Annotated in this window: 20 protein-coding genes, 1 pseudogene and 1 riboswitch; of the genes and pseudogenes, 4 read left to right on the top strand and 17 right to left on the bottom strand. The window is 65.6% G+C overall.

Annotated elements, in window-relative coordinates; translation table 11 throughout:
- Window positions 1-28 precede the first annotated feature (28 nt).
- From hisD to AB3X96_RS31560, 16 genes are all read right to left on the bottom strand, one after another.
- Window positions 29-1,363 (bottom strand): histidinol dehydrogenase, encoded by a 1,335-nt coding sequence (gene hisD / locus AB3X96_RS31635; RefSeq protein WP_368592752.1) that lies wholly within the window; start codon window positions 1,361-1,363, stop codon window positions 29-31.
- Between the two features lie 58 nt (window positions 1,364-1,421).
- Entirely contained in the window at window positions 1,422-2,123 is a 702-nt protein-coding gene (gene hisG / locus AB3X96_RS31630; RefSeq protein ID WP_368592751.1) for an ATP phosphoribosyltransferase, read from the bottom strand.
- Entirely contained in the window at window positions 2,120-3,382 is a 1,263-nt protein-coding gene (gene murA, locus AB3X96_RS31625) for a UDP-N-acetylglucosamine 1-carboxyvinyltransferase (protein ID WP_176124278.1), read from the bottom strand. The genes hisG and murA overlap by 4 nt, the downstream gene beginning before the upstream one ends.
- 111 nt (window positions 3,383-3,493) lie before the next feature.
- Window positions 3,494-3,733, bottom strand: a complete 240-nt coding sequence (locus AB3X96_RS31620; RefSeq protein ID WP_013090701.1) for a BolA family protein — start codon at window positions 3,731-3,733, stop codon at window positions 3,494-3,496.
- Window positions 3,734-3,748: 15 nt separating this feature from the next.
- Entirely contained in the window at window positions 3,749-4,513 is a 765-nt protein-coding gene (locus AB3X96_RS31615) for an ABC transporter permease (RefSeq protein WP_368592750.1), read from the bottom strand.
- Window positions 4,510-5,442: an ABC transporter ATP-binding protein gene (locus AB3X96_RS31610; RefSeq protein WP_013090703.1), complete on the bottom strand. Its 933-nt coding sequence runs from the start codon at window positions 5,440-5,442 to the stop codon at window positions 4,510-4,512. Before AB3X96_RS31610 ends, AB3X96_RS31615 begins: the two co-directional genes overlap by 4 nt.
- A 190-nt stretch (window positions 5,443-5,632) precedes the next feature.
- Complete coding sequence (locus AB3X96_RS31605; RefSeq protein ID WP_368592749.1) at window positions 5,633-5,953, bottom strand: lipid asymmetry maintenance protein MlaB; 321 nt, start codon at window positions 5,951-5,953, stop codon at window positions 5,633-5,635.
- Window positions 5,950-6,582: a phospholipid-binding protein MlaC gene (locus AB3X96_RS31600; RefSeq protein ID WP_176110136.1), complete on the bottom strand. Its 633-nt coding sequence runs from the start codon at window positions 6,580-6,582 to the stop codon at window positions 5,950-5,952. Before AB3X96_RS31600 ends, AB3X96_RS31605 begins: the two co-directional genes overlap by 4 nt.
- A 113-nt stretch (window positions 6,583-6,695) precedes the next feature.
- Window positions 6,696-7,796 carry a VacJ family lipoprotein gene (locus AB3X96_RS31595; RefSeq protein WP_368592748.1) on the bottom strand — a complete coding sequence of 367 codons (1,101 nt, stop codon included), beginning with the start codon at window positions 7,794-7,796 and terminating at the stop codon, window positions 6,696-6,698.
- 11 nt (window positions 7,797-7,807) lie between these two features.
- Window positions 7,808-8,347 carry an outer membrane lipid asymmetry maintenance protein MlaD gene (mlaD, locus tag AB3X96_RS31590; protein WP_176381124.1) on the bottom strand — a complete coding sequence of 180 codons (540 nt, stop codon included), beginning with the start codon at window positions 8,345-8,347 and terminating at the stop codon, window positions 7,808-7,810.
- A 91-nt stretch (window positions 8,348-8,438) separates the two neighbouring features.
- Complete coding sequence (gene mlaE / locus AB3X96_RS31585) at window positions 8,439-9,206, bottom strand: lipid asymmetry maintenance ABC transporter permease subunit MlaE (protein ID WP_368592747.1); 768 nt, start codon at window positions 9,204-9,206, stop codon at window positions 8,439-8,441.
- Window positions 9,203-10,024, bottom strand: coding sequence for an ABC transporter ATP-binding protein (locus AB3X96_RS31580; RefSeq protein WP_368592746.1), 822 nt, complete (start codon window positions 10,022-10,024; stop codon window positions 9,203-9,205). The genes mlaE and AB3X96_RS31580 overlap by 4 nt, the downstream gene beginning before the upstream one ends.
- Window positions 10,025-10,118: 94 nt before the next feature.
- Complete coding sequence (gene thiE, locus AB3X96_RS31575) at window positions 10,119-11,222, bottom strand: thiamine phosphate synthase (protein ID WP_368592745.1); 1,104 nt, start codon at window positions 11,220-11,222, stop codon at window positions 10,119-10,121.
- Window positions 11,219-12,034, bottom strand: a complete 816-nt coding sequence (locus AB3X96_RS31570) for a thiazole synthase (RefSeq protein ID WP_176110131.1) — start codon at window positions 12,032-12,034, stop codon at window positions 11,219-11,221. Before AB3X96_RS31570 ends, thiE begins: the two co-directional genes overlap by 4 nt.
- 107 nt (window positions 12,035-12,141) lie before the next feature.
- A complete protein-coding gene (gene thiS, locus AB3X96_RS31565; RefSeq protein WP_026225709.1) occupies window positions 12,142-12,339 on the bottom strand; it encodes a sulfur carrier protein ThiS in 198 nt (65 codons plus the stop codon).
- A 65-nt stretch (window positions 12,340-12,404) separates the two neighbouring features.
- Window positions 12,405-13,535 carry an FAD-dependent oxidoreductase gene (locus AB3X96_RS31560; protein WP_368592744.1) on the bottom strand — a complete coding sequence of 377 codons (1,131 nt, stop codon included), beginning with the start codon at window positions 13,533-13,535 and terminating at the stop codon, window positions 12,405-12,407.
- A gap of 221 nt (window positions 13,536-13,756) precedes the next feature.
- A riboswitch (TPP riboswitch) is annotated at window positions 13,757-13,880 on the bottom strand.
- Between the two features lie 433 nt (window positions 13,881-14,313).
- Here AB3X96_RS31560 and AB3X96_RS31555 point away from each other — a divergent pair.
- The 4 genes from AB3X96_RS31555 (at window position 14,314) to AB3X96_RS31540 (ending at window position 18,351) form a co-directional block, all read left to right on the top strand.
- Window positions 14,314-16,065, top strand: a complete 1,752-nt coding sequence (locus AB3X96_RS31555; protein WP_368592743.1) for an ABC transporter ATP-binding protein/permease — start codon at window positions 14,314-14,316, stop codon at window positions 16,063-16,065.
- A 234-nt stretch (window positions 16,066-16,299) separates the two neighbouring features.
- Entirely contained in the window at window positions 16,300-16,773 is a 474-nt protein-coding gene (locus AB3X96_RS31550) for a hypothetical protein (RefSeq protein WP_368592742.1), read from the top strand.
- Between the two features lie 64 nt (window positions 16,774-16,837).
- Window positions 16,838-17,506 (top strand): hypothetical protein, encoded by a 669-nt coding sequence (locus AB3X96_RS31545; RefSeq protein WP_368592741.1) that lies wholly within the window; start codon window positions 16,838-16,840, stop codon window positions 17,504-17,506.
- A gap of 101 nt (window positions 17,507-17,607) precedes the next feature.
- Entirely contained in the window at window positions 17,608-18,351 is a 744-nt protein-coding gene (locus AB3X96_RS31540; protein WP_184251738.1) for a response regulator, read from the top strand.
- An 82-nt stretch (window positions 18,352-18,433) separates the two neighbouring features.
- On the opposite strand, the pseudogene AB3X96_RS31535 reads toward AB3X96_RS31540, so the two are convergent.
- Window positions 18,434-19,104: pseudogene (locus tag AB3X96_RS31535) on the bottom strand (flagellar basal body L-ring protein FlgH).
- Window positions 19,105-19,200 lie beyond the last annotated feature (96 nt).

Genomic DNA, 19,200 nt, shown 5'->3' with positions numbered 1-19,200 from the left:
GGCAGCCTCCGCCCTCGCCGCTTCCGTCTCAGCCGCGTTCGTTGTTGTTCTGCCGCATCCGGAATTCGGCGCTGCGTGCGTGCGCTTGCAGACCTTCGCCATATGCAAGTTCGGCGGCGATCTCGCCGAGCGTCTGCGCGCCCTCCGCGCTGACCTCGATCAGGCTCGAACGCTTGAAGAAATCATAAACACCGAGAGGCGACGAGAACCGTGCGGTACGCGACGTCGGCAGCACGTGGTTCGGGCCCGCGCAGTAGTCGCCGAGGCTCTCGCTGGTGTAGCGGCCAAGGAAGATCGCACCCGCGTGGCGGATTTGCTGCGCCCACTGATGCGGCTCCAGCGCCGAAATTTCGAGGTGCTCCGGCGCGATGTCGTTGGCGATCGCGCAGGCCTCGGCCATGTCGCGCACCTTGATCAGCGCGCCGCGGTTTTCGAGCGACGTGCGGATTACCTCGTGGCGCGGCATCGTGGGCAGCAGTTCGTCGATCGCTTCCTGCACACGCGCGATGAACGCGTCGTCCGGGCACAGCAGGATCGACTGCGCGAGCTCGTCGTGCTCGGCCTGCGAGAACAGGTCCATCGCGACCCAGCGCGGATCGGTGGTGCCGTCGCACAGCACGAGAATTTCCGACGGCCCGGCGATCATGTCGATGCCGACCGTGCCGAACACGCGACGCTTCGCCGACGCGACATACGCGTTGCCGGGGCCGCAGATCTTGTCGACCGCGGGCACGGTTTGCGTTCCGTACGCGAGCGCGCCCACCGCCTGCGCGCCGCCGATCGTGAACACGCGATCGACGCCGCCCAACAGTGCCGCCGCGAGCACGAGCGGATTCTTCACACCGTCCGGCGTCGGCACGACCATCACGATTTCGCGCACGCCGGCCACCCGCGCCGGAATCGCGTTCATCAGCACCGACGACGGATACGCCGCCTTGCCGCCCGGCACGTAGATGCCCGCGCGATCGAGCGGCGTGACCTTCTGGCCGAGCACGGTGCCGTCGGCTTCGGTGTACTGCCAGCTATGGCTGCCGCACTCGATCTTCTGCTTCTCGTGGTAGCCGCGCACGCGCGCCGCCGCCGCTTCCAGCGACGCACGCTGCTTCGGCTCGAGACTTTCGAGCGCCGCTTCGAGCTCCGCCATCGGCAGCTCGAGCTCGGCCACGCTTTTCGCATCGATGCGATCGAAGCGCTTCGTGTACTCGAGCACTGCCTCGTCGCCGCGCGCCTTCACGTCGTTCAGAATCTGCGCGACCGAGCGCTCGATGGCCTCGTCTTCGCTCGCCTCGAACGCGAGCACCGCATGCAGCGACCTGTTGAAATCGCGAGCGGTGGAATCGAGTTTGCGAATCTTGATAGACATACAGGTATCCGTTTCGGTAAGGCGCTCAGTCGCAGCGTGATCAGAGTGCCATCGTCAGTCAGGCCGCCGGGGCGCCGGCTTGCGACGACGCATTGGCAAACGCGTCGAGAATCGGCCGCAACGCCGCGCGTTTCAGCTTCAGCGCTGCCTGGTTCACCACGAGGCGCGACGAAATCTGCATGATCTCCTCCACCTCGACGAGATTGTTCGCGCGCAGCGTATTGCCCGAGCTGACCAGGTCGACGATCGCGTCGGCGAGGCCGACCAGCGGCGCCAGTTCCATTGAACCGTACAACTTGATCAGATCGACGTGAACGCCCTTGGCGGCAAAATGCTCACGTGCGGTTTCAACGTACTTGGTCGCGACGCGCAGACGCGCGCCCTGGCGCACCGCGTTCGCATAATCGAAACCCGCCGCGACCGCGACCGACATCCGGCAACGCGCGATGTCCAGGTCGACCGGCTGATACAGACCGCTGCCGCCATGCTCGAGCAGCACGTCCTTGCCGGCCACGCCGAAGTCGGCCGCGCCGTACTCGACATAGGTCGGCACGTCGGTCGCGCGCACGATGATCACGCGCAGGTTCGGGTCGGTGGTCGGCAGGATCAGCTTGCGCGAACTCTCGGGATCTTCGGCGACTTCGATGCCGGCCGCCGCGAGCAGCGGCAGCGTTTCCTCGAAGATACGCCCTTTCGACAACGCGAGCGTGAGCGGCGCGCTCACCGCCGGCGACGACGACGTTTGCGGCATCGAACTCATGCCTGGCTCCCGGATACGCGGCGCACCTTCGCACCGATCGCGTTGAGCTTCGCTTCCATGCGGTCGTAGCCGCGATCGAGGTGATAGATACGGTCGATCAGCGTCTCGCCCTCGGCGCGCAGCGCGGCGATCACGAGACTCGCGGACGCGCGCAGATCGGTGGCCATCACTTTCGCGCCGGACAGTTTCTCGACGCCGGTCACGAGCGCGGTGTTGCCGTCGATCGTGATGCTCGCACCGAGGCGGTTCAGCTCCTGCACGTGCATGAAGCGGTTTTCGAAGATCGTCTCGACGACCTGCGACGTACCGTCCGCGATCGTGTTAAGCGCCATGAACTGCGCCTGCATGTCGGTCGGGAACGCCGGGTATTCGGAGGTGCGGAACGTGACCGCGCTCGGGCGCTTGTCCATGCGCACGCGCATCCAGTCGTCGCCTTCCTCGACCGTGACGCCCGCTTCGCGCAGCTTTTCGGTGACGGCTTCGAGCAGCAGCGGACGCATCTTGCGCAGCGTGACGTCGCCGCCTGCCGCCGCGACCGCGCACAGGAAGGTACCCGCTTCGATGCGGTCCGGAATGACCGTGTGCTTCGCACCGTGCAGCTTGTCGACGCCCTGGATCACGAGGCGATCCGTGCCGATGCCTTCGATCTTCGCGCCCATCGCGACGAGCAGATGCGCGAGGTCGACCACTTCGGGTTCGCGTGCAGCGTTCTCGATGATCGTTTCGCCTTCCGCGAGCACCGCCGCCATCAACAGGTTCTCGGTACCGGTCACGGTGATCATGTCGGTGACGATGCGCGCGCCCTTCAGACGCTTCGCACGCGCTTCGATGAAGCCGTGCTCGATCGTGATCTCGGCGCCCATCGCCTGCAAACCCTTGATGTGCTGATCGACCGGACGCGCGCCGATCGCGCAGCCGCCGGGCAGCGACACGCGCGCATGACCGAAGCGCGCGACGAGCGGACCGAGCACGAGGATCGACGCGCGCATCGTCTTCACCATCTCGTACGGCGCGACGAGGTTGTCGACCTTCGACGCGTCGAGCGCGACGCGCCCTTCGCCTGCCTCGATACGCACGCCCATCTGGCCGAGCAGCTTGAGCATCGTGCGCACGTCCTGCAGATCGGGCACGTTCTCTAGATGCACCGGATCGGCGGTCAACAGACCCGCGCACAGGATCGGCAATGCCGCGTTCTTCGCACCCGAGACGACAACTTCACCGGAGAGCGGGTAGCCACCTTCAATGATGAGTTTATCCATGCCTGTCGGTTCCTGATCGGCCCGGTTCGCGCCCGGACCTGCTTTGTCTGTGTTCGGCGCGCCGCTAGCTGCGTCGCGCCCTTCGTGAGTAACTCGCACTAAATTTCCAGATTACGCGTTCTGCCATTCGGCGGGCGTCAGCGTCTTCATGCTGAGCGCGTGGATTTCTTCGCGCATGCGCTCGCCGAGCGCCGCATACACGAGTTGGTGACGTTGGATCAGGCGCTTGCCTTCGAAGCTCGGCGAGACGATCGTCGCAAAGAAATGCTGACCGTCGCCTTCAACTTCGAGATGCTCGCACGCGAGTCCAGCTGCAATGTACTGTTTGACCTGTTCGGGAGTCGGCAACATGAGAGAAGCTCCTCGTCAGTGGCGCAGCTTGTAGCCGGTGGCGAGCATGCGCATCGCCACGAGAGCCAGCACCACGAAGAAACCGGCGACGATCGCGAGGCTCATCAGCGGGTCGATATCCGACACGCCGAAAAAGCCATAGCGAAAGCCGTCGATCATGTAGAAAAACGGATTGAGCCGCGATACTTCGCGCCACCCGGGCGGCAGCGTATGCGTCGAGTAGAACACGCCCGACAGAAAAGTGAGCGGCATGATCAGAAAGTTCTGGAACGCGGCGAGCTGGTCGAATTTTTCGGCCCAGATGCCGGCGATCAGACCCAGCGTGCCGAGAATCGCCGCGCCGAACATCGCGAACACGATGATGTAGAGCGGCGCGGTGAACGCGAGCGGCACGAACCAGATTGTCACGATGAACACACCGAAGCCGACGCACAGCCCGCGCGCCACGGCCGCGAGCACGTATGCCGCGAACATCTCGTAGTGCGACAGCGGCGGCAGCAGCACGAACACGAGGTTGCCGGTGATCTTCGATTGGATCAGCGAGGAAGAACTGTTCGCGAACGCGTTCTGCAGCACGCTCATCATCACGAGACCCGGAATCAGGAAGCTCGTGTATTCGACGCCCGGATAGACCTCGACGTGGCCGCGCAGCGCGTGGCCGAAGATGGTCAGATAAAGGAGCGCGGTGATGACCGGCGCGAGCACGGTCTGGAACGATACCTTCCAGAAACGCAGTAGTTCTTTGTAAAACAGCGTGCCAAATCCACTGTAGCCGCTCATGCGAGCCCCTCGATCACTTCTGGACCGTTCATCACCTGAACGAATACGTCTTCGAGGTCGGCCTTGCGGACCTCGATTTCTTCGAATGTACAACCGGCCGCGCGGCATTGCGCGAGGATGCGCTCGACGTCGTCGTAGCTCGTCAGGCGCAGCAGATGCTGGCGGCCATTGCCGTTGCCCGCGCCGCTTTCCGCCTCGAGCGGACGCAGATCGGCAGGCAGCACGCCGTGCGCGAAGCGCACGAACAGCTGCATGCCGGCGAAGCGCTGCAGCAGCGTGCTGGTGCGATCGAGCGCAACGACCTCGCCACGGCGCAGCATCGCGATGCGGTCGCACAGCGATTCGGCTTCTTCAAGGTAGTGTGTGGTCAGCACGATCGTGTGGCCTTCGCGATTCAGACGCGAGATGAACTTCCACAGCGTCTGGCGCAGTTCGACGTCGACGCCCGCGGTCGGCTCGTCGAGCACGATCACCGGCGGACGGTGCACGAGCGCCTGCGCGACCAGCACGCGGCGCTTCATGCCGCCCGACAGCGCGCGCATGTTGGCATCGGCTTTTTCGGTGAGATCGAGATTGGCCATGATCTCGTCGATCCACGCGTCGTTATTGCGCAGACCGTAGTAGCCCGACTGGATGCGCAAGGTTTCGCGCACCGTGAAGAACGGATCGAACACGAGTTCCTGCGGCACCACGCCGAGCGCGCGGCGCGCATTGCGGAAATCGTCGACCACGTCGTGACCGCGCACCGCGATGCTGCCTTCGTCGGCGCGGGCGAGACCCGCGAGTATGCTGATGAGCGTCGTCTTGCCCGCGCCGTTCGGACCGAGCAGTCCGAAGAACTCGCCTTCTTCGACCGTGAGGCTGACGCCCTTGAGCGCCTGCAAGTCCTTGTAGCGCTTCTTGACGTTACGAATTTCTATGGCTGACATGACTATGGGCCGCGTGCGTCGCGGCGCCTGAAGTAGCCCCGATGGAGCCTGGGGACGAGCAAATGCTGGAAGAAACGGAACCGGGGCCAATTAGGGGGCCAGTTCAACGCCCCAAAAAAACGTTTGATTATAGGGCAAAAACTGATACCCCCGGCCTGGCCGGAAGGAGGGAGACGGCGCTAGAGGAGCGTCAATGTCGCGCTGACGCAACCATGCTGGAGGCGACAGGAGAGAGAAGCGTATCGACGCCGTAGGCCTGCGCGAGACTGGCGAGACCAGCCGGCAGATTGACGATTTCGAACTTGCCGCCGCGCGCCGCCGCGGCCCGCACCCACGCGAGCAGGACGGCGAGCGCCGACGAATCGAATTGCGTGAGCGGCGCGCAATCGACACCGCGCGCGCCCGCCGCAATACGTTGCAGACCCGCCGCGAGCGCGGCCTTCGCGCTCTCGTGGGTCAGCGTCGCGCCGCTGTCGAAGCGGTTCGCGACCTGGTTCAGCACGTCGCTCACGACTGCTTGCCCGCGGCGAGTTGCTGATTGCGCTGCGTGAGGAACTGGATCAGTCCGTCCACGCCCTTCTGCTGGATCTGCTCGTTGAACTGCTGCTGATACGCCTGGATCAGCCACGCGCCGAGCACGTTGAGGTCATACACGCGCCAGCCTTGCGCCGTCTTGTACAGGCGATAGTCGAGTTCGATCGGCTGGCCATTGTTCATCACGACCGAGCGCACCACCGTGTCGGTGTCGTCCGGGTTCATGCGGAACGGCTTGAACTGGATCTGCTGGTCGCGCACCTGCGCGAGCGCGCCCGAGTACGTGCGGATCAGCAGCATCTTGAACTGCTCGACCACCTGGTTCTGCTGCTCGGGCGTCGCGGTGCGCCAGTTGCGGCCCATCGCGAGCTGGGTGGTGCGGCGGAAGTCCGTGTACGGCAGGATCTTTTCGTTGACGAGCGCCGTGATGTGGGTGATGTCGCCCTGCTGGATCGACTTGTCGCCGCGAATTGCGTCCATCACCTGCTGGGTGACGGTTTTGATCAGCGCCTCGGGGGAGTTGGTGTCGACGGTTTGCGCCGATGCGCCCGCGCTGATGAACGAAAACAACACGGCAAACAACGGAATCAGGAAGAATTTTTTCATATCGAGCTTTGCCTCAAAAATAGTGCAACGGTGTGAGCGACCTTATCACGCGAGTTTGACGGCAATCCATGCGCAAACTGCGAGAGTCGTATCGATCTGTTACGGCTGCACGTTCAATGCAATCTGAACGACGGGAAGTTGAAGCGCGTGGGCGGCACCAGCTGACCGGCCGGAATCTGCGTTTCAGGGCCGCCTTTCAGGTCGAGCGGCGGGGTTTCGGTGCCTGACGCGGCCTCCGGCGCCGACGCGCCTTGCGGTGCCGACGCGCCCTGCGGTGCCGACGCGCCCTGCGGTGCCGACGCGCCTTGCGGTGTTGCCACGGCCGCGCCGGATGCGGGAGCCGCCTTTGCCGCAGCACCCTGCGTGCCCGCGGCGGCGCCCGCCGCGCCGGTTGCAGCGCCGGCCGGCGCACCTGCCGCCCCCGCGGCCGCGCCCGACTCGCCTTCGTCGTACTTCGGCAGCGGCGCTTCCTCTTCATAGCTCGGCAGGTCCTGCGGACGCCGGCGGTTATCCGACAGCAGATACTGGCGGCGCTGCAGATACGCATTGCGCACGAACGAGTATTTGTCGAGCGCCGCGCCTTCCAGCAGGTTGCTCGCGCCGAGCAGGTTCGCGCGCGTATTGACGATGTTCAGGCCCCACAGGGCCCAGCTCAGGCCCGGCGGATCGATGTAGCTGATCGGGTTCACGTAGTAGTTGCCGAGCGAGCCGAACGCGTCGCGCACCGTGCTCGGCCCGAACAGCGGCAGCACGAGGTAAGGGCCCGCCGGCACGCCGTAGTGGCCGAGCGTCAGACCGAGGTCGTTGTCGTGCTTGGGCAGCTTCGCGAGCGTCGCGACGTCGAACAGGCCGCCGACGCCGAACAACGTGTTGATCACGATCCGCATGATGTCCGACACGCCGTCCGCGATACGCAACTGCAGCAGATTGTTCGCCGCGATATAGATGTCGCCGATGTTCGAGAAGAAGTTCGTCACGCTGTCGCGCACCGGCTGCGGCGTGACAAACACGTATCCCTGCGCGACCGGCTTGATCGCGTACTGGTCGACCTTGTCGTTGATCGTGAAGATCGTGCGGTTCAGCCCTTCGAACGGGTCGCCCTTGGTCGGCGTCTGCACGGTCGTGCAACCGGCGAGCAGCGCAGCCGCCACGGCGACCTTGCCGAACTGTAGGACGCGCGCGCCGCTGCGCGGGGTCTGCAGTTTCGTCTGCATCGTTGTTCTCCTTATTGGCCTGACTGGCCGGCAGCGCCGGAGGCCGGCGCTGCCGGCGCCGGTGCAGGGGCGGATGCAGCGGGCTTCGCCGCGCCAGAATCCGCGGCCTTGCTATACAGGAACTGGCCGATCAGGTTTTCCAGCACGATCGCCGATTGCGTCATCGCGATGGTATCGCCCGCCTTCAGCATTTCCGAGTCGCCGCCCGGCTCGAGCCCGATGTATTGTTCACCGAGCAGACCCGAGGTCAGGATCTTCGCCGAAGTGTCTCTCGGAAACTCGAATTGCTTGTCGATATCGATCGTGACGAGCGCCTGGTAGGTGTTGCTATCGAAGCCGATCGATGCGACCCGGCCGACCGTCACGCCGGCGCTCTTTACAGGCGCCCGCGGCTTCAGCCCGCCGATGTTGTCGAACTTGAGCTTGACCGGGTAGGTTGCCTGGAACGACAGCGAGCTCATATTGCCGGCCTTCAGCGCAAGAAACAGCAACGCCACGAAACCCAGCACCACGAACAGGCCGACCCAGAAGTCGAGAACATTTTTTTTCATCGTCATCCCAAAGTGAATCCGCCGCGCCGCCGCCGCTTCCCGCCGTGCGCGGCGCATCGTACGCCGCCGGCAGCCGGCACGCTGCGCGGCTTTAGCTGAACATCAGTGCGGTCAACAGGAAGTCGAGCCCGAGCACCGCGAGCGACGCGTACACGACCGTGCGGGTCGTCGCGCGCGACACGCCTTCCGGCGTCGGCTTTGCCTCGTAACCCTGAAACAGCGCGACGAAGGTCACCGCGAGACCGAACACCACGCTCTTGACGACCCCGGCGCCGACATCGCGCCACACGTCGACGCCACTTTGCATCTGCGACCAGAACGCGCCGGCATCGACGCCGATCAGCAGCACGCCCACCACGTAACCGCCCAGCACACCGACCGCGCTGAAGATCGCCGCGAGGATTGGCATCGAGATAATGCCGGCCCACAGGCGCGGCGCGATCACGACTTTGACCGGATCGACGGCCATCATTTCCATCGCGGTGAGCTGCTCGCCGGCCTTCATCAGGCCAATTTCGGCGGTCAGCGACGTGCCCGCGCGCCCGGCGAACAGCAGCGCGGTCACGACCGGCCCGAGCTCGCGCACCAGCGACAGCGCGACCAGTAACCCGAGCGCCTGCTCGGAGCCATAACGGTTCAGCGTGTAATAGCCCTGCAGCCCGAGCACGAAGCCGACGAACAGCCCCGACACCGCGATGATCACGAGCGAATAATTACCGACGAAGTGGATCTGCTTCGTGACAAGACGCGGACGGCGCAGCAGCGGGAAAATTTCGAGCACGAGCCGCAGGAAGAAGCGCGTCGCGTAGCCGGCGGTGCCGAGCCCGGTGATGACCGAGCGACCGATCGTACCGATCATGAGTGGCCTCCGCCGATGCCGAAGTCCGCCGCGAGCGGCGTCTGCGCGGGATAGTGAAATCTGAACGGGCCGTCCGGCGCGCCGTCGATGAACTGCCGCACCGTCGGGTCGGTCGACGCGCGCAGCTCGTCCGGCGTGCCTTCGGCGAGCACCCCGCCGCTGGACAGGAAGTACACGTAATCGGCGATCGCGAACGATTCCGGCACATCGTGCGTGACGAGAATCGACGTCGCGCCGAGCGCCTGGTTCAGCGTGCGGATCAGATTTGCGGTGATGCCGAGCGAGATCGGGTCGAGGCCGGCGAACGGTTCGTCGTACATCATCAGTTCGGGATCGAGTGCGATCGCGCGCGCGAGCGCCACGCGCCGCGCCATGCCGCCCGAAATCTCCGACGGCAGCAAATCGCGAGCGCCGCGCAGGCCGACCGCGTTGAGCTTCATCAGCACGAGGTCGCGCAGCAGTTCTTCAGGGAGATCGGTGTGCTCGCGTAGCGAAAAGGCGACGTTCTCGAACACCGACATGTCGGTGAACAGCGCGCCGAACTGGAACAGCATGCCCATCTTGCGGCGCAGCGCGTAAAGGCCTTCGCGCGTCTGCCCGCCGATGTCCTGGCCATGGAACAGCACCTGGCCGCGTTGCGCGCGCACGAGGCCGCCGATCAACCGCAGCACCGTGGTCTTGCCGCAACCCGAGCCGCCCATGACCGCGACGACCTGACCGCGGCGAAAGCGCAGATTCAGATTCGACAGGACGAGCCGGTCGCCGTAGCCGAAGTCGACGTCGCGCAGCTCGAGTATGGTCTCGGGAGAGGAAGGCACCAAACTGACAATCCTTTTACACGGAAGGCCGAATTATAGGGCCATCATGCAAAAGCTGCCTTGAGGTGCCCCGTTCCTTGACTATGCCTGACGATTATTGCGTAAACGTGTGTTGCAGCGCAGAAAGCGCAGCGGCCGGGTCGGCCGCTTCGGTGACCGCGCGCACCACCGCCGCGCAGCCGACGCCGGTCGCGAGCACCTCCGGCAGCACCTGCAGATCGATCCCGCCGATCGCGACGAGCGGCACCACACCGTCGAGCAGCCGCACATAGCGTGCGAGGCGCCGCAAGCCCTGCGGCGCGGTCGGCATGACCTTCGTCGTGGTCGGGAACACCGCGCCCAATGCAATGTAACTCGGACGAAAATGCAGCGCCTTCAGCATCTCGTAAAAGCCGTGCGTGGACAGGCCCAAGCGGATGCCCGCGTCGGCCAGCGCGGACAAATCCGCGGTATGAACGTCTTCCTGGCCGAGGTGCACGCCGTACGCGCCCGCCTCGAGCGCCGCCTGCCAGTGATCGTTGATGAACACCTGCGCGCCGTGCGCGCGGCCGGCGGCCACACAGCGGGCGATCTCGCGCTTCAGTTCGTCGGCGGGCTCGGCCGACTTGCGGCGCAACTGCACCGTCTTCACGCCGAACCCGACCACCCGCTCGACCCAGTCCGCGGTCGGCAGCACTGGATACAGGCCGAGCTTTTCCGGGCAGCGCGAGAACGCCCTGGCGGGTGCCGGCGGCAGGTCGGTAAGGCGCGGAAAGCGGCCGAGGTCGGACGGGAAAGCGTCGTCGGCGCGGGTCTCGTCGCCGTCGCGCCACGCGAGCGCGAGCACCAGCGCGTCGTGCGGATCGAAACCGCAGTCGAGGAATGCGGCCAGCGCGGGAATCCAGTCTTCCGCCAGATGGCCTTCCAGGCCGTATTTCTCACCGCCCAGATGCAGCGTCGCGCGGTTTTCCGCAGCGACGATCACGCCCGCGCCCCGCGTCAGCCAGCGCGCGATCTGCTCGCCGTGCTGCTGCGCGTCGGCGATCACGATCAGGTCGCCACCGTTCGGTTCGTCCGGCGCGGTCAGGCAGATGCGCCACGGCGCGTGGGTCGGCGGCCAGTCGCCAAGCCGCGCGCGGATGCGCTCGGCGGCTTCGATGAGTTCGTCGGCCGTCGGCCAGAACAGATCGCGGTCCTTCAGCGTCAACGACTGGGTCATGCCGCACCTCCATCCTGATGCCAGAACGGCATGCCGACCACCGGCGTGCTCGCGTGCGCACTCTCGCGCTCGGCCATCGGGCCCGCGAGATACGCCTGCCGGCCCGCCTCGACGCCCAGCGCGAACGCGCGCGCCATCGCGTCGGGGTGCGTCGCCTGCGACACCGCCGTATTCAGCAGCACGCCGTCGAAGCCCCACTCCATCACCTGGGCCGCATGCGACGGCACGCCGAGCCCCGCATCGACGATCAGCGGCACGTCCGGCAGCCGCTCGCGCAATACGCGCAGCCCGTACGGATTGATCACGCCCTTGCCGGTGCCGATCGGCGCGCCCCACGGCATCAGCGCCTCGCAGCCGGCGTCGAGCAGACGGCGGCCGATCACCAGATCTTCGGTGCAGTACGGCAGCACCTTGAAGCCATCCTTGACGAGCCGCGCGGCGGCTTCGATCAGGCCGACCGGGTCGGGCTGCAGCGTGTAGTCGTCGCCGATCAGTTCGAGCTTGATCCACTCGGTCTCGAAGATTTCGCGCGCCATATGCGCGGTCGTCACCGCTTCACCGACGCTCAGGCAGCCCGCCGTATTCGGCAGCAGCGGCACGCCGTGGCGCTTGAGCAGATCGAAGAAGCCGGCTTCCGCGTTGCCCTCGTTCATCTGACGGCGCAGCGCGACGGTGACCATGCCGGGGCGCGCGGCGTCGATCGAATCGGACAGCGATTGCAGCGACGGGTAGCGCGACGTGCCGAGCAGCACGCGGCTTGCGAAAGTTTGACCGTATAGGGTCAGCGCGTCGGCGCTCTCGTGAGAAGTCATTTGCATCATCCTGGTTTGCCGTCGCGGCTGGAACCGACCGCGTGACGGCAATGGGTTTTCGGCGACGGTTGTTGCGTTCGGTATGCAGCAGGCTGGCGCGAGCGCGCTCAGCCGCCCGCGACCGGCTGCACGACGTCGAGCCGATCGCCCGTTTGCAGCGCGCGCGCCGCATGCTGCGCACGCGCGACGAAATCGCCGTTGAGCGCGACCGCGAACGGCGGACGCGCGCCAAAGGCGGCAAGCGCATCGGCGACAGTCGCGCCCTCGGGCAGCGACAACGGCTTCTGATTGATATGAATGTCCATGGTGTTCGAATACGGTTCAATCGATGGCGCAAGCGGCATCGCGTGCGGCACGTTTGCCGCTACGCTCAGGCCGGCTCGCGCGCGAAATGCTGTTGGAACAGCTCGCTCCAGCGTGCGTCGCGCCGCCAGCCGGCGAATGCGTCGGCGTCCCGGACGCGGCCGTCGAGCAGCGCGCTCGCGAAGCGTACGGCTTCGTCGGCGACTTCCGGCGCGATCATAAAGCCGTGCCGATACAGGCCGTTCACGCGGAACGTGCGCGCGCCGTCCCACAGCAGCGCGGGACGGTGATCGGGCAAGGTCGGCCGGCACTGCGAATTCAGCTCGAGGATGCGCGCCTCGCCGAAGCCCGGATGCACCGAGAACGCCGCGCTCAGCAACTCGAGCGCCGAACGCACGCTGACGGGCGACATGTCCTCGCCCTCGACCTCGGTCGCGCCGATCACGTAGAGGCCGTTCTGCTTCGGCGCGATATACAGCGGGTAGCGCGGATGCAGCAGCCGCACCGGGCGAGTCAGCTGCAGGTGAGGTGCATGCACGCGCGCAACTTCACCGCGGATGCCGCGCAGCGTCGGCAGCGCAGGCTTTGCGCCGAGCCCGCGGCAATCGACCGTGATACCGGCGTCAGGCAGCGACGCGTCGTCGATCGGCGTGTTCCAGTGCGTGTCGACGCCGCGCTCGGCAAGCCCCGCGGCGAGCGCGGACAGCACCTGGCGGTTGTCGAGCTGGCCCTCGCGCGGCAGTAGCCAGCCCTGATTGAAGCGGCCGGCCAACGCGGGTTCGGCGGCGCCGAGCTGCGCGCCCGAAAGCGCGACGAAGCCGCCGTCGAGCAACTCTGCCGGCGCGTTCGCGCGCACGCGGCGCTCGAACAGCGGCGCCTCCGTGCGATCCGCGTGATGCCAGACGACGAGCGTGCCGTTGCGCTGGAAAAACACCGGCTCCGGCAGTTCGGCGAGCACGCGCGGCCAGCTTTCGAGCGAACTCGCGCCAAGCCGCGTGATCAGCAGCTCGGCGCTGGCGGCTTCTGCCAGCGGCGCGAGCATCGCCGCGGCGACCCATGCGGCAGCCTGCGAGCCGGCGGCATCGCCGCGCTCATAGAGCGCCACGCGATGTCCGTCGCCCGCGAGGCGCCACGCGACCAGCCGGCCGCACAAACCGCCGCCGAGCACGGCGAAATCAGGTCGAGCGGAACGGTTCATCGCGCGCGCTCCGTTTGACTGCGGCGGGAAAAACCAAAGCGGCACGGCACGCCGGAGGTAGCGTGACGATCAGAAAGATGCATGTCTGAAGAATAGGCGGTCATCGAGTCCTTTCCGTACGGCCAAAAACGCACGTACCCAGGACGAAACCGGCGGGTGAAGCCGGCCGGTCACGGCGTGTGCATGTGAGCTGCGCTCGCCGCCCGGCGGGGAATGGAAGACGGTTGCTTCCGGAAACTTCCCGCGCCGGTATTACCCGGATCGGGTGCAAAGGGTCTCTCTCAGCCTCGCCGCCCCGGCATGAAAATCATGCCGCCTGTGGGCGAAGCACCCCTGTTTCGTCGCAGGTCATTAGACCATAAAAGGCGCGGCGCCCGCAAACCAGCGGTCCGCCGTCTCTGCCGCAATTTTGATCCGGCACCGTCTAGCGAGATGCCGATGCGAAGCGGCCCGGCCCTCTGGCACAATGCCGTGACCGGTGCCGAAAAAACGCGGCGCGCGCGGCACTCGTGGCCGCATGCGTGGCGGCGGCATCCCGGCGGACGCCGGCCCCGAAAAATTAATTTTCGCTTAAGGGCGTCACGCCAGAATCGGGCGCCCGTCCGGACTCGCGTTCATCGAGCGCGAGCGCGCGATGCCCGGCCAGGTATCGCAGACCCGCCTCAGCCACGACCTCGCAAAGGGCCGGCTGTCAGCGGGATCGCCCGACATGGGTCAACCAGATCGGACCCGTACGCCGTCGGAATGCACTTCGGGTCAGCACTTCATCAGGACGCTCATGACACCACATACTTCCGCCAGCCCCGCGCTGCCGTCCGACGAAAAGGTCTCCGCCTGGAGCCTGATCAAGCCTTACTGGGTTTCCGAGGAACGAGGCATCGCATGGGCGCTGCTCGTCGCGATCATCGTGATGAACCTGATCGTCGTCTGGATCAACGTGCGCCTGAACCGCTGGAGCGCAGACTTCTACAATGCGCTGCAGCAGAAGAACGTCCACGACTTCCCGCATCTGCTGATGATTTTTACCGGACTCGCGTTCGGTTTCATCATCCTCGCCGTGTATGGACGCTATCTGCGTCAGATGCTCGGCTTCCGCTGGCGCCAGTGGCTGACCACCCGCTACCTGAACGAGTGGCTCAACGACAGCGCGTTCTACCGCATCGAGCGCGACCGCCTCGCCGACAACCCCGACCAGCGGATCAGCGACGACCTGCAGTCGTTCGCGACCACCACGCTGTCGCTGACGCTCGATCTGCTGTCGACCGTCGTCACGCTGGTATCGTTCATCACGATCCTTTGGACGCTCGCGGGCGCGCTGAGTATTTCGCTCGGCGGCATGCCGCTGCATATCCCCGGCTATATGGTTTGGGCCGCCGCGCTGTATGCGGTGGTCGGTTCGCTGGTTATGCAGAAGGTCGGCCATCCGCTCGTGTCGATCAACTATCAGGCGCAGAAAGTCGAGGCGGATTTCCGTTTCGGTCTGATCCGGCTGCGTGAGAACGCCGAGCAGATCGCGTTCTACAACGGCATGGAAACCGAGAAGACGAACGCCCGCACGTTGTTCGGCCGCATCCGCGACAACTGGTGGCAGGTGATGAAGTACACGAAGCGCCTGACCTTCGTGCTGAGCTTCTACGGCCAGATCGCGATCATTTTCCCGATCGTCGTCGCCGCGCCGCGCTACTTCGCGGGCGCGTTCACGTTCGGCGTGCTGATGCAGATTTCGAGCGCGTTCGGCACCGTCAGCGATTCGTTCTCGTGGTTCATCAACAGTTATACGAGCCTCGTCGAATGGCGCGCGACCGTGAACCGGTTGCGCGAATTCAAGCGTGTCGTGCATTCGCCGCGTCTGAAGGAATCGGTGTCGCCGGCCACGGAACACGGCGGCATCAATCTGCATTTCGTCGACAGCAACTCGCTTACCACCGACAGCCTCACGCTCGCGCTGCCCAATGGCAACCCGCTGTCGCGCATCCGCGATATCGCGATCCGGCCGGGCTCGCGCTGGCTCGTGCGCGGTCCGTCGGGCGCCGGCAAGAGCACGCTGATGCGCGCGCTCGCGGGTCTGTGGCCGTTCGGCGACGGTTCGATCGACGCGCCGGTCAACGCGCGCATGATGTTCATCCCACAGGTCAGCTACATGCCGATCGGCACGCTGAAGGCGGCGCTCGCGTATCCGTCGGCGGCGGACACCTATGGCGACGACGAATGCCGCGACGCGCTCATCACCTGCCATCTGTCGGAATACGCAGACCGTCTGCAGGAAACGGGGCATTGGACCCGCGTGCTGTCGCCGGGTGAGCAGCAGCGCTTCGCCGCCGCGCGCGTGCTGCTGCACAAGCCCGACTACCTGTTCCTCGACGAAGCGACCAGCGCGCTCGACGCGGAAAACGAGGCGCGGCTCTATCGACTGTTCACCGAGCGGCTGCCGAAGGCGGCGATCGTCAGCGTCGCGCATCGCGAATCGCTTGCTGCGTTCCATGACGAAACGCTCGACGTCGAGCGTTCGGCCGAAGCGATAGCGGCGTGAGCGACGCGCACAGCGCTCACTTCAATCAAGCGCACGACGCCGCCCTCGCGCGTCGTGCGCAACATCCGGAAAGACACGAGAAGAGTTCGGAAGCATTTGCGAAGCGCGCAAGCTGTTCCGCGCTTTGAAAATGCCCGCGAGCAGCGACGATAGTCGTACGGGCCGCGCCATTCGTCGGCCTTCGTTGACGTTAGTCACGTCTTTGATCGCAACCGCTCTCCGGACTTCTCGCCCATGTCATTCGCTCGCCGTGTTTCACCTCTGCTCCCGACTTTGCTCCCGCGCCTCGCTCTAGCCTGCGGCGCGGCGCTGCTCTTCACCAACGCCGTCGACGCCGCGCAAACGGCCGAGCCGAACCAGCCCGCGGATATCTGCGCGGCGCTCACGCACATCGTCGATGCGAGCGATTTCCGGCGACTGCCGAACGAGACCGCCGCGCAACTGCCGGGCGTCTCCCATTCCGACGATTGCCGCGCTACCGCGCACGCGTACGACTGCCACTGGCGCGCGCACTGGCAAGCCGACGGCGTCATCAACGATCCGCTCGAGGAACTCGGCGCCGACATCGCCGCCTGCTTTCCGCGCGTCGTGCACGACGTCAACACACCGGTGCGCCAGCATTTCGTCGTGACCACCGACGCGCGCCGCGTGAACGTCACCGCGAGCGTGCAAGGCCAGAACGAACTGCGACTGCGCGTGACGCGCTGAGCGCGCGGCCGTCGCTGCTTTCGATGATCCAGCGAATCTTGTGACCGGGATCGGGCGCTGCCTCATGACCTCGCCGCCGACCGTGCGCGCGCCAGCCAGAACCAAGCCTTCGCGTCCGGGTCGGGTTGCCTCGCTGATAGCGCGGCGTCGCTGCGCCCTCGCCGCCTTCGCCGCGACGCTGACGCTCACGCTCGACGGCTGCGCATGGACGCTGATCCAGGCCGCCGACGCCACCGGCTCCGTGATCCAGGCCGGCTACGCGATCGCGTCGAACTACTCGTCGCCGACCTTCGTCAACGGCCGGCCCGCCGATGTGCAGCACGTGTGCATCGAAGTGAATCCGACGGTGTCAGTCGGCGATTTCGTGCCGGCGCTGCAGCTCGCGCTCGAGCGGCGCGGCATTCGTTCGGACGTCTACAATCCGGGGACCTCGCCGGCCGGCTGCGAAGCGCGGCTCGTCTACAACGCCGCGATCGACTATGGGCGCCGCTCGTTCAGCGACGAATCCATCCAGTACCTGTCGATCATCGATCTGACACTGATCCAGAGCGGCCGCATTCTCGTCACCGCGCGCTATCAGACCGGCGGCCTGAACACCGACCGCTTCTCGTCTGCCTCGGTGAAGCTCGGCGGGTTGATCGAGCGGATGGTCGTCGATCGGACCGATTTCGCGCGCCAGGAGCAGCAACAGCAGACCCTGCAAACCTCGCAGGCCTTCCCGCCGACCCGCTGAAGACCTGCGGCTGTGCGTTCGCTTGCAGCGCCTTACACGGGAAAGGATTGGAAAGCGGTATGCGCTTTGCGCGGCCCGTGCGCATCACTAAGATGACCTGAATGAACCAGACCATCCTGATCGTCGATGACGATCCCGTCGTACGCGAGCTCGTCAGCGAATATCTGCACGGGCGCGGCTTCAACGTCTCCACCCTCGAAAATGGCTTGGCGTTGCAGCGCAGATTGCAGCAGGAGCGTCCCGCGCTCGTCGTGCTCGACATCATGATGCCGGAGCTCGATGGCATCAGCGCGCTGCGCGCGTTGCGCGTCGCCGGCGACGACATTCCCGTGATTCTGCTGACCGCGCGCGCCGATCCGATCGATCGCGTGATCGGCCTCGAACTCGGCGCCGACGACTATCTCGGCAAGCCGTTCGAACCGAGCGAGCTCGTCGCGCGGATTCGCACGGTGCTGCGGCGTCGCGGCTCGATCGCGCCGGGCGCGCCGGAGCAACGCGCGCCCTATCATTTCGGCCGCTTCGAAGTGAACTTCCCCGCGCGCGAACTGCGCCGCGACGGCGAACGCATCACGCTGCGTTCGAGCGAATTCGCGATGCTGAAGGTGTTCGTCACGCACGCGATGACCGTGCTCACACGTGCGCAGCTGCTCGAGAAACTGCACGGCAATAGCGAAGCGCATCGCAATCGCAGTCTCGACGTATCGATCTGGCGCTTGCGTCGGCTGATCGAAGTGGACCCATCGGAACCGCGCTACGTGCAGACGGTGTGGGGACGCGGCTATGTGTTCGTGCCGGATGGCGAAATCGGCGCCGCCGAACGCGGGCTCGCTCCGCCGCTCGGCTAGCGGCGCGAGTCGATCTGATCGGAGCCAGTCGATGCGATCTGCGCGTCGCGCACCACGCGCAGCGCGCTGACGCGGCTGACGGTCAAAACGTCAGCACACTCAGAAACATCCGCTGCAGCCAGCCCATCGTCGTCGCGTCGTTGACCATGCCGAGGCCCGCCTGTTCGATGCGCGCGTTCGCGACCTTGCTCGACGCAACGTAATTGCCTGCTTCGATATCCTTGGGATTGACGATGCCCGACAACCGAAGACGGTCGCGGGTACCGCTCATCGCGATCACCTTCTCGCCCGACACGACGAGATTGCCGCCCGACACCGTGCCGATCACGGTCACGGCAAGCGTGCCCGTCATATCGCTGATGTCGCGCAGATTGCCTTGCCCCTTGTAGTCGGTGCTGGCCGAGCCGATGTTGAACAGTTTCGCGAGCCGCGCGGCGGCGTTCGTCGATTGGTCCGCGGCGGTCGCGGTGATGCTGCTCGCGCGGTTCGCCGATGCGCTCCCGCTGTTGTTACCGCTATACGATTCGGACAGCCGGATCGTCAGCACGTCGCCGATATGCTGCGCGCGCGGCGTCTCATACAGCAGCAGCGGCGCACCGGCCTGATAGATCGCGCCTTCGTGTTGACGTTCAACGGCGCGGACGCGAGCGGCGGCGCCATCGGCGTTTCGACGATCGACCTGGTCTGCGTGCTCGAACAGGCCGCGAGACAGCTCGCGGCGCCGAGCACCAGGATGAGTCGTAGTGCGGTCATGCTGACTCCGTGGCGAGAAAGATGAAAAGGAGTTAAAGCGTGGCGGCGCTAGCCAGACGCCATCCGCTTTCGGCGTTGGGTTCGCACCGATAATCA

Source organism: Paraburkholderia sp. BR13439, assembly GCF_040948805.1.
GTDB classification, from domain to species: Bacteria; Pseudomonadota; Gammaproteobacteria; order Burkholderiales; family Burkholderiaceae; genus Paraburkholderia; species Paraburkholderia youngii.
Note: the sequence above shows the minus strand (reverse complement) of the source record. Positions and strands in the feature narration are given on the sequence as shown.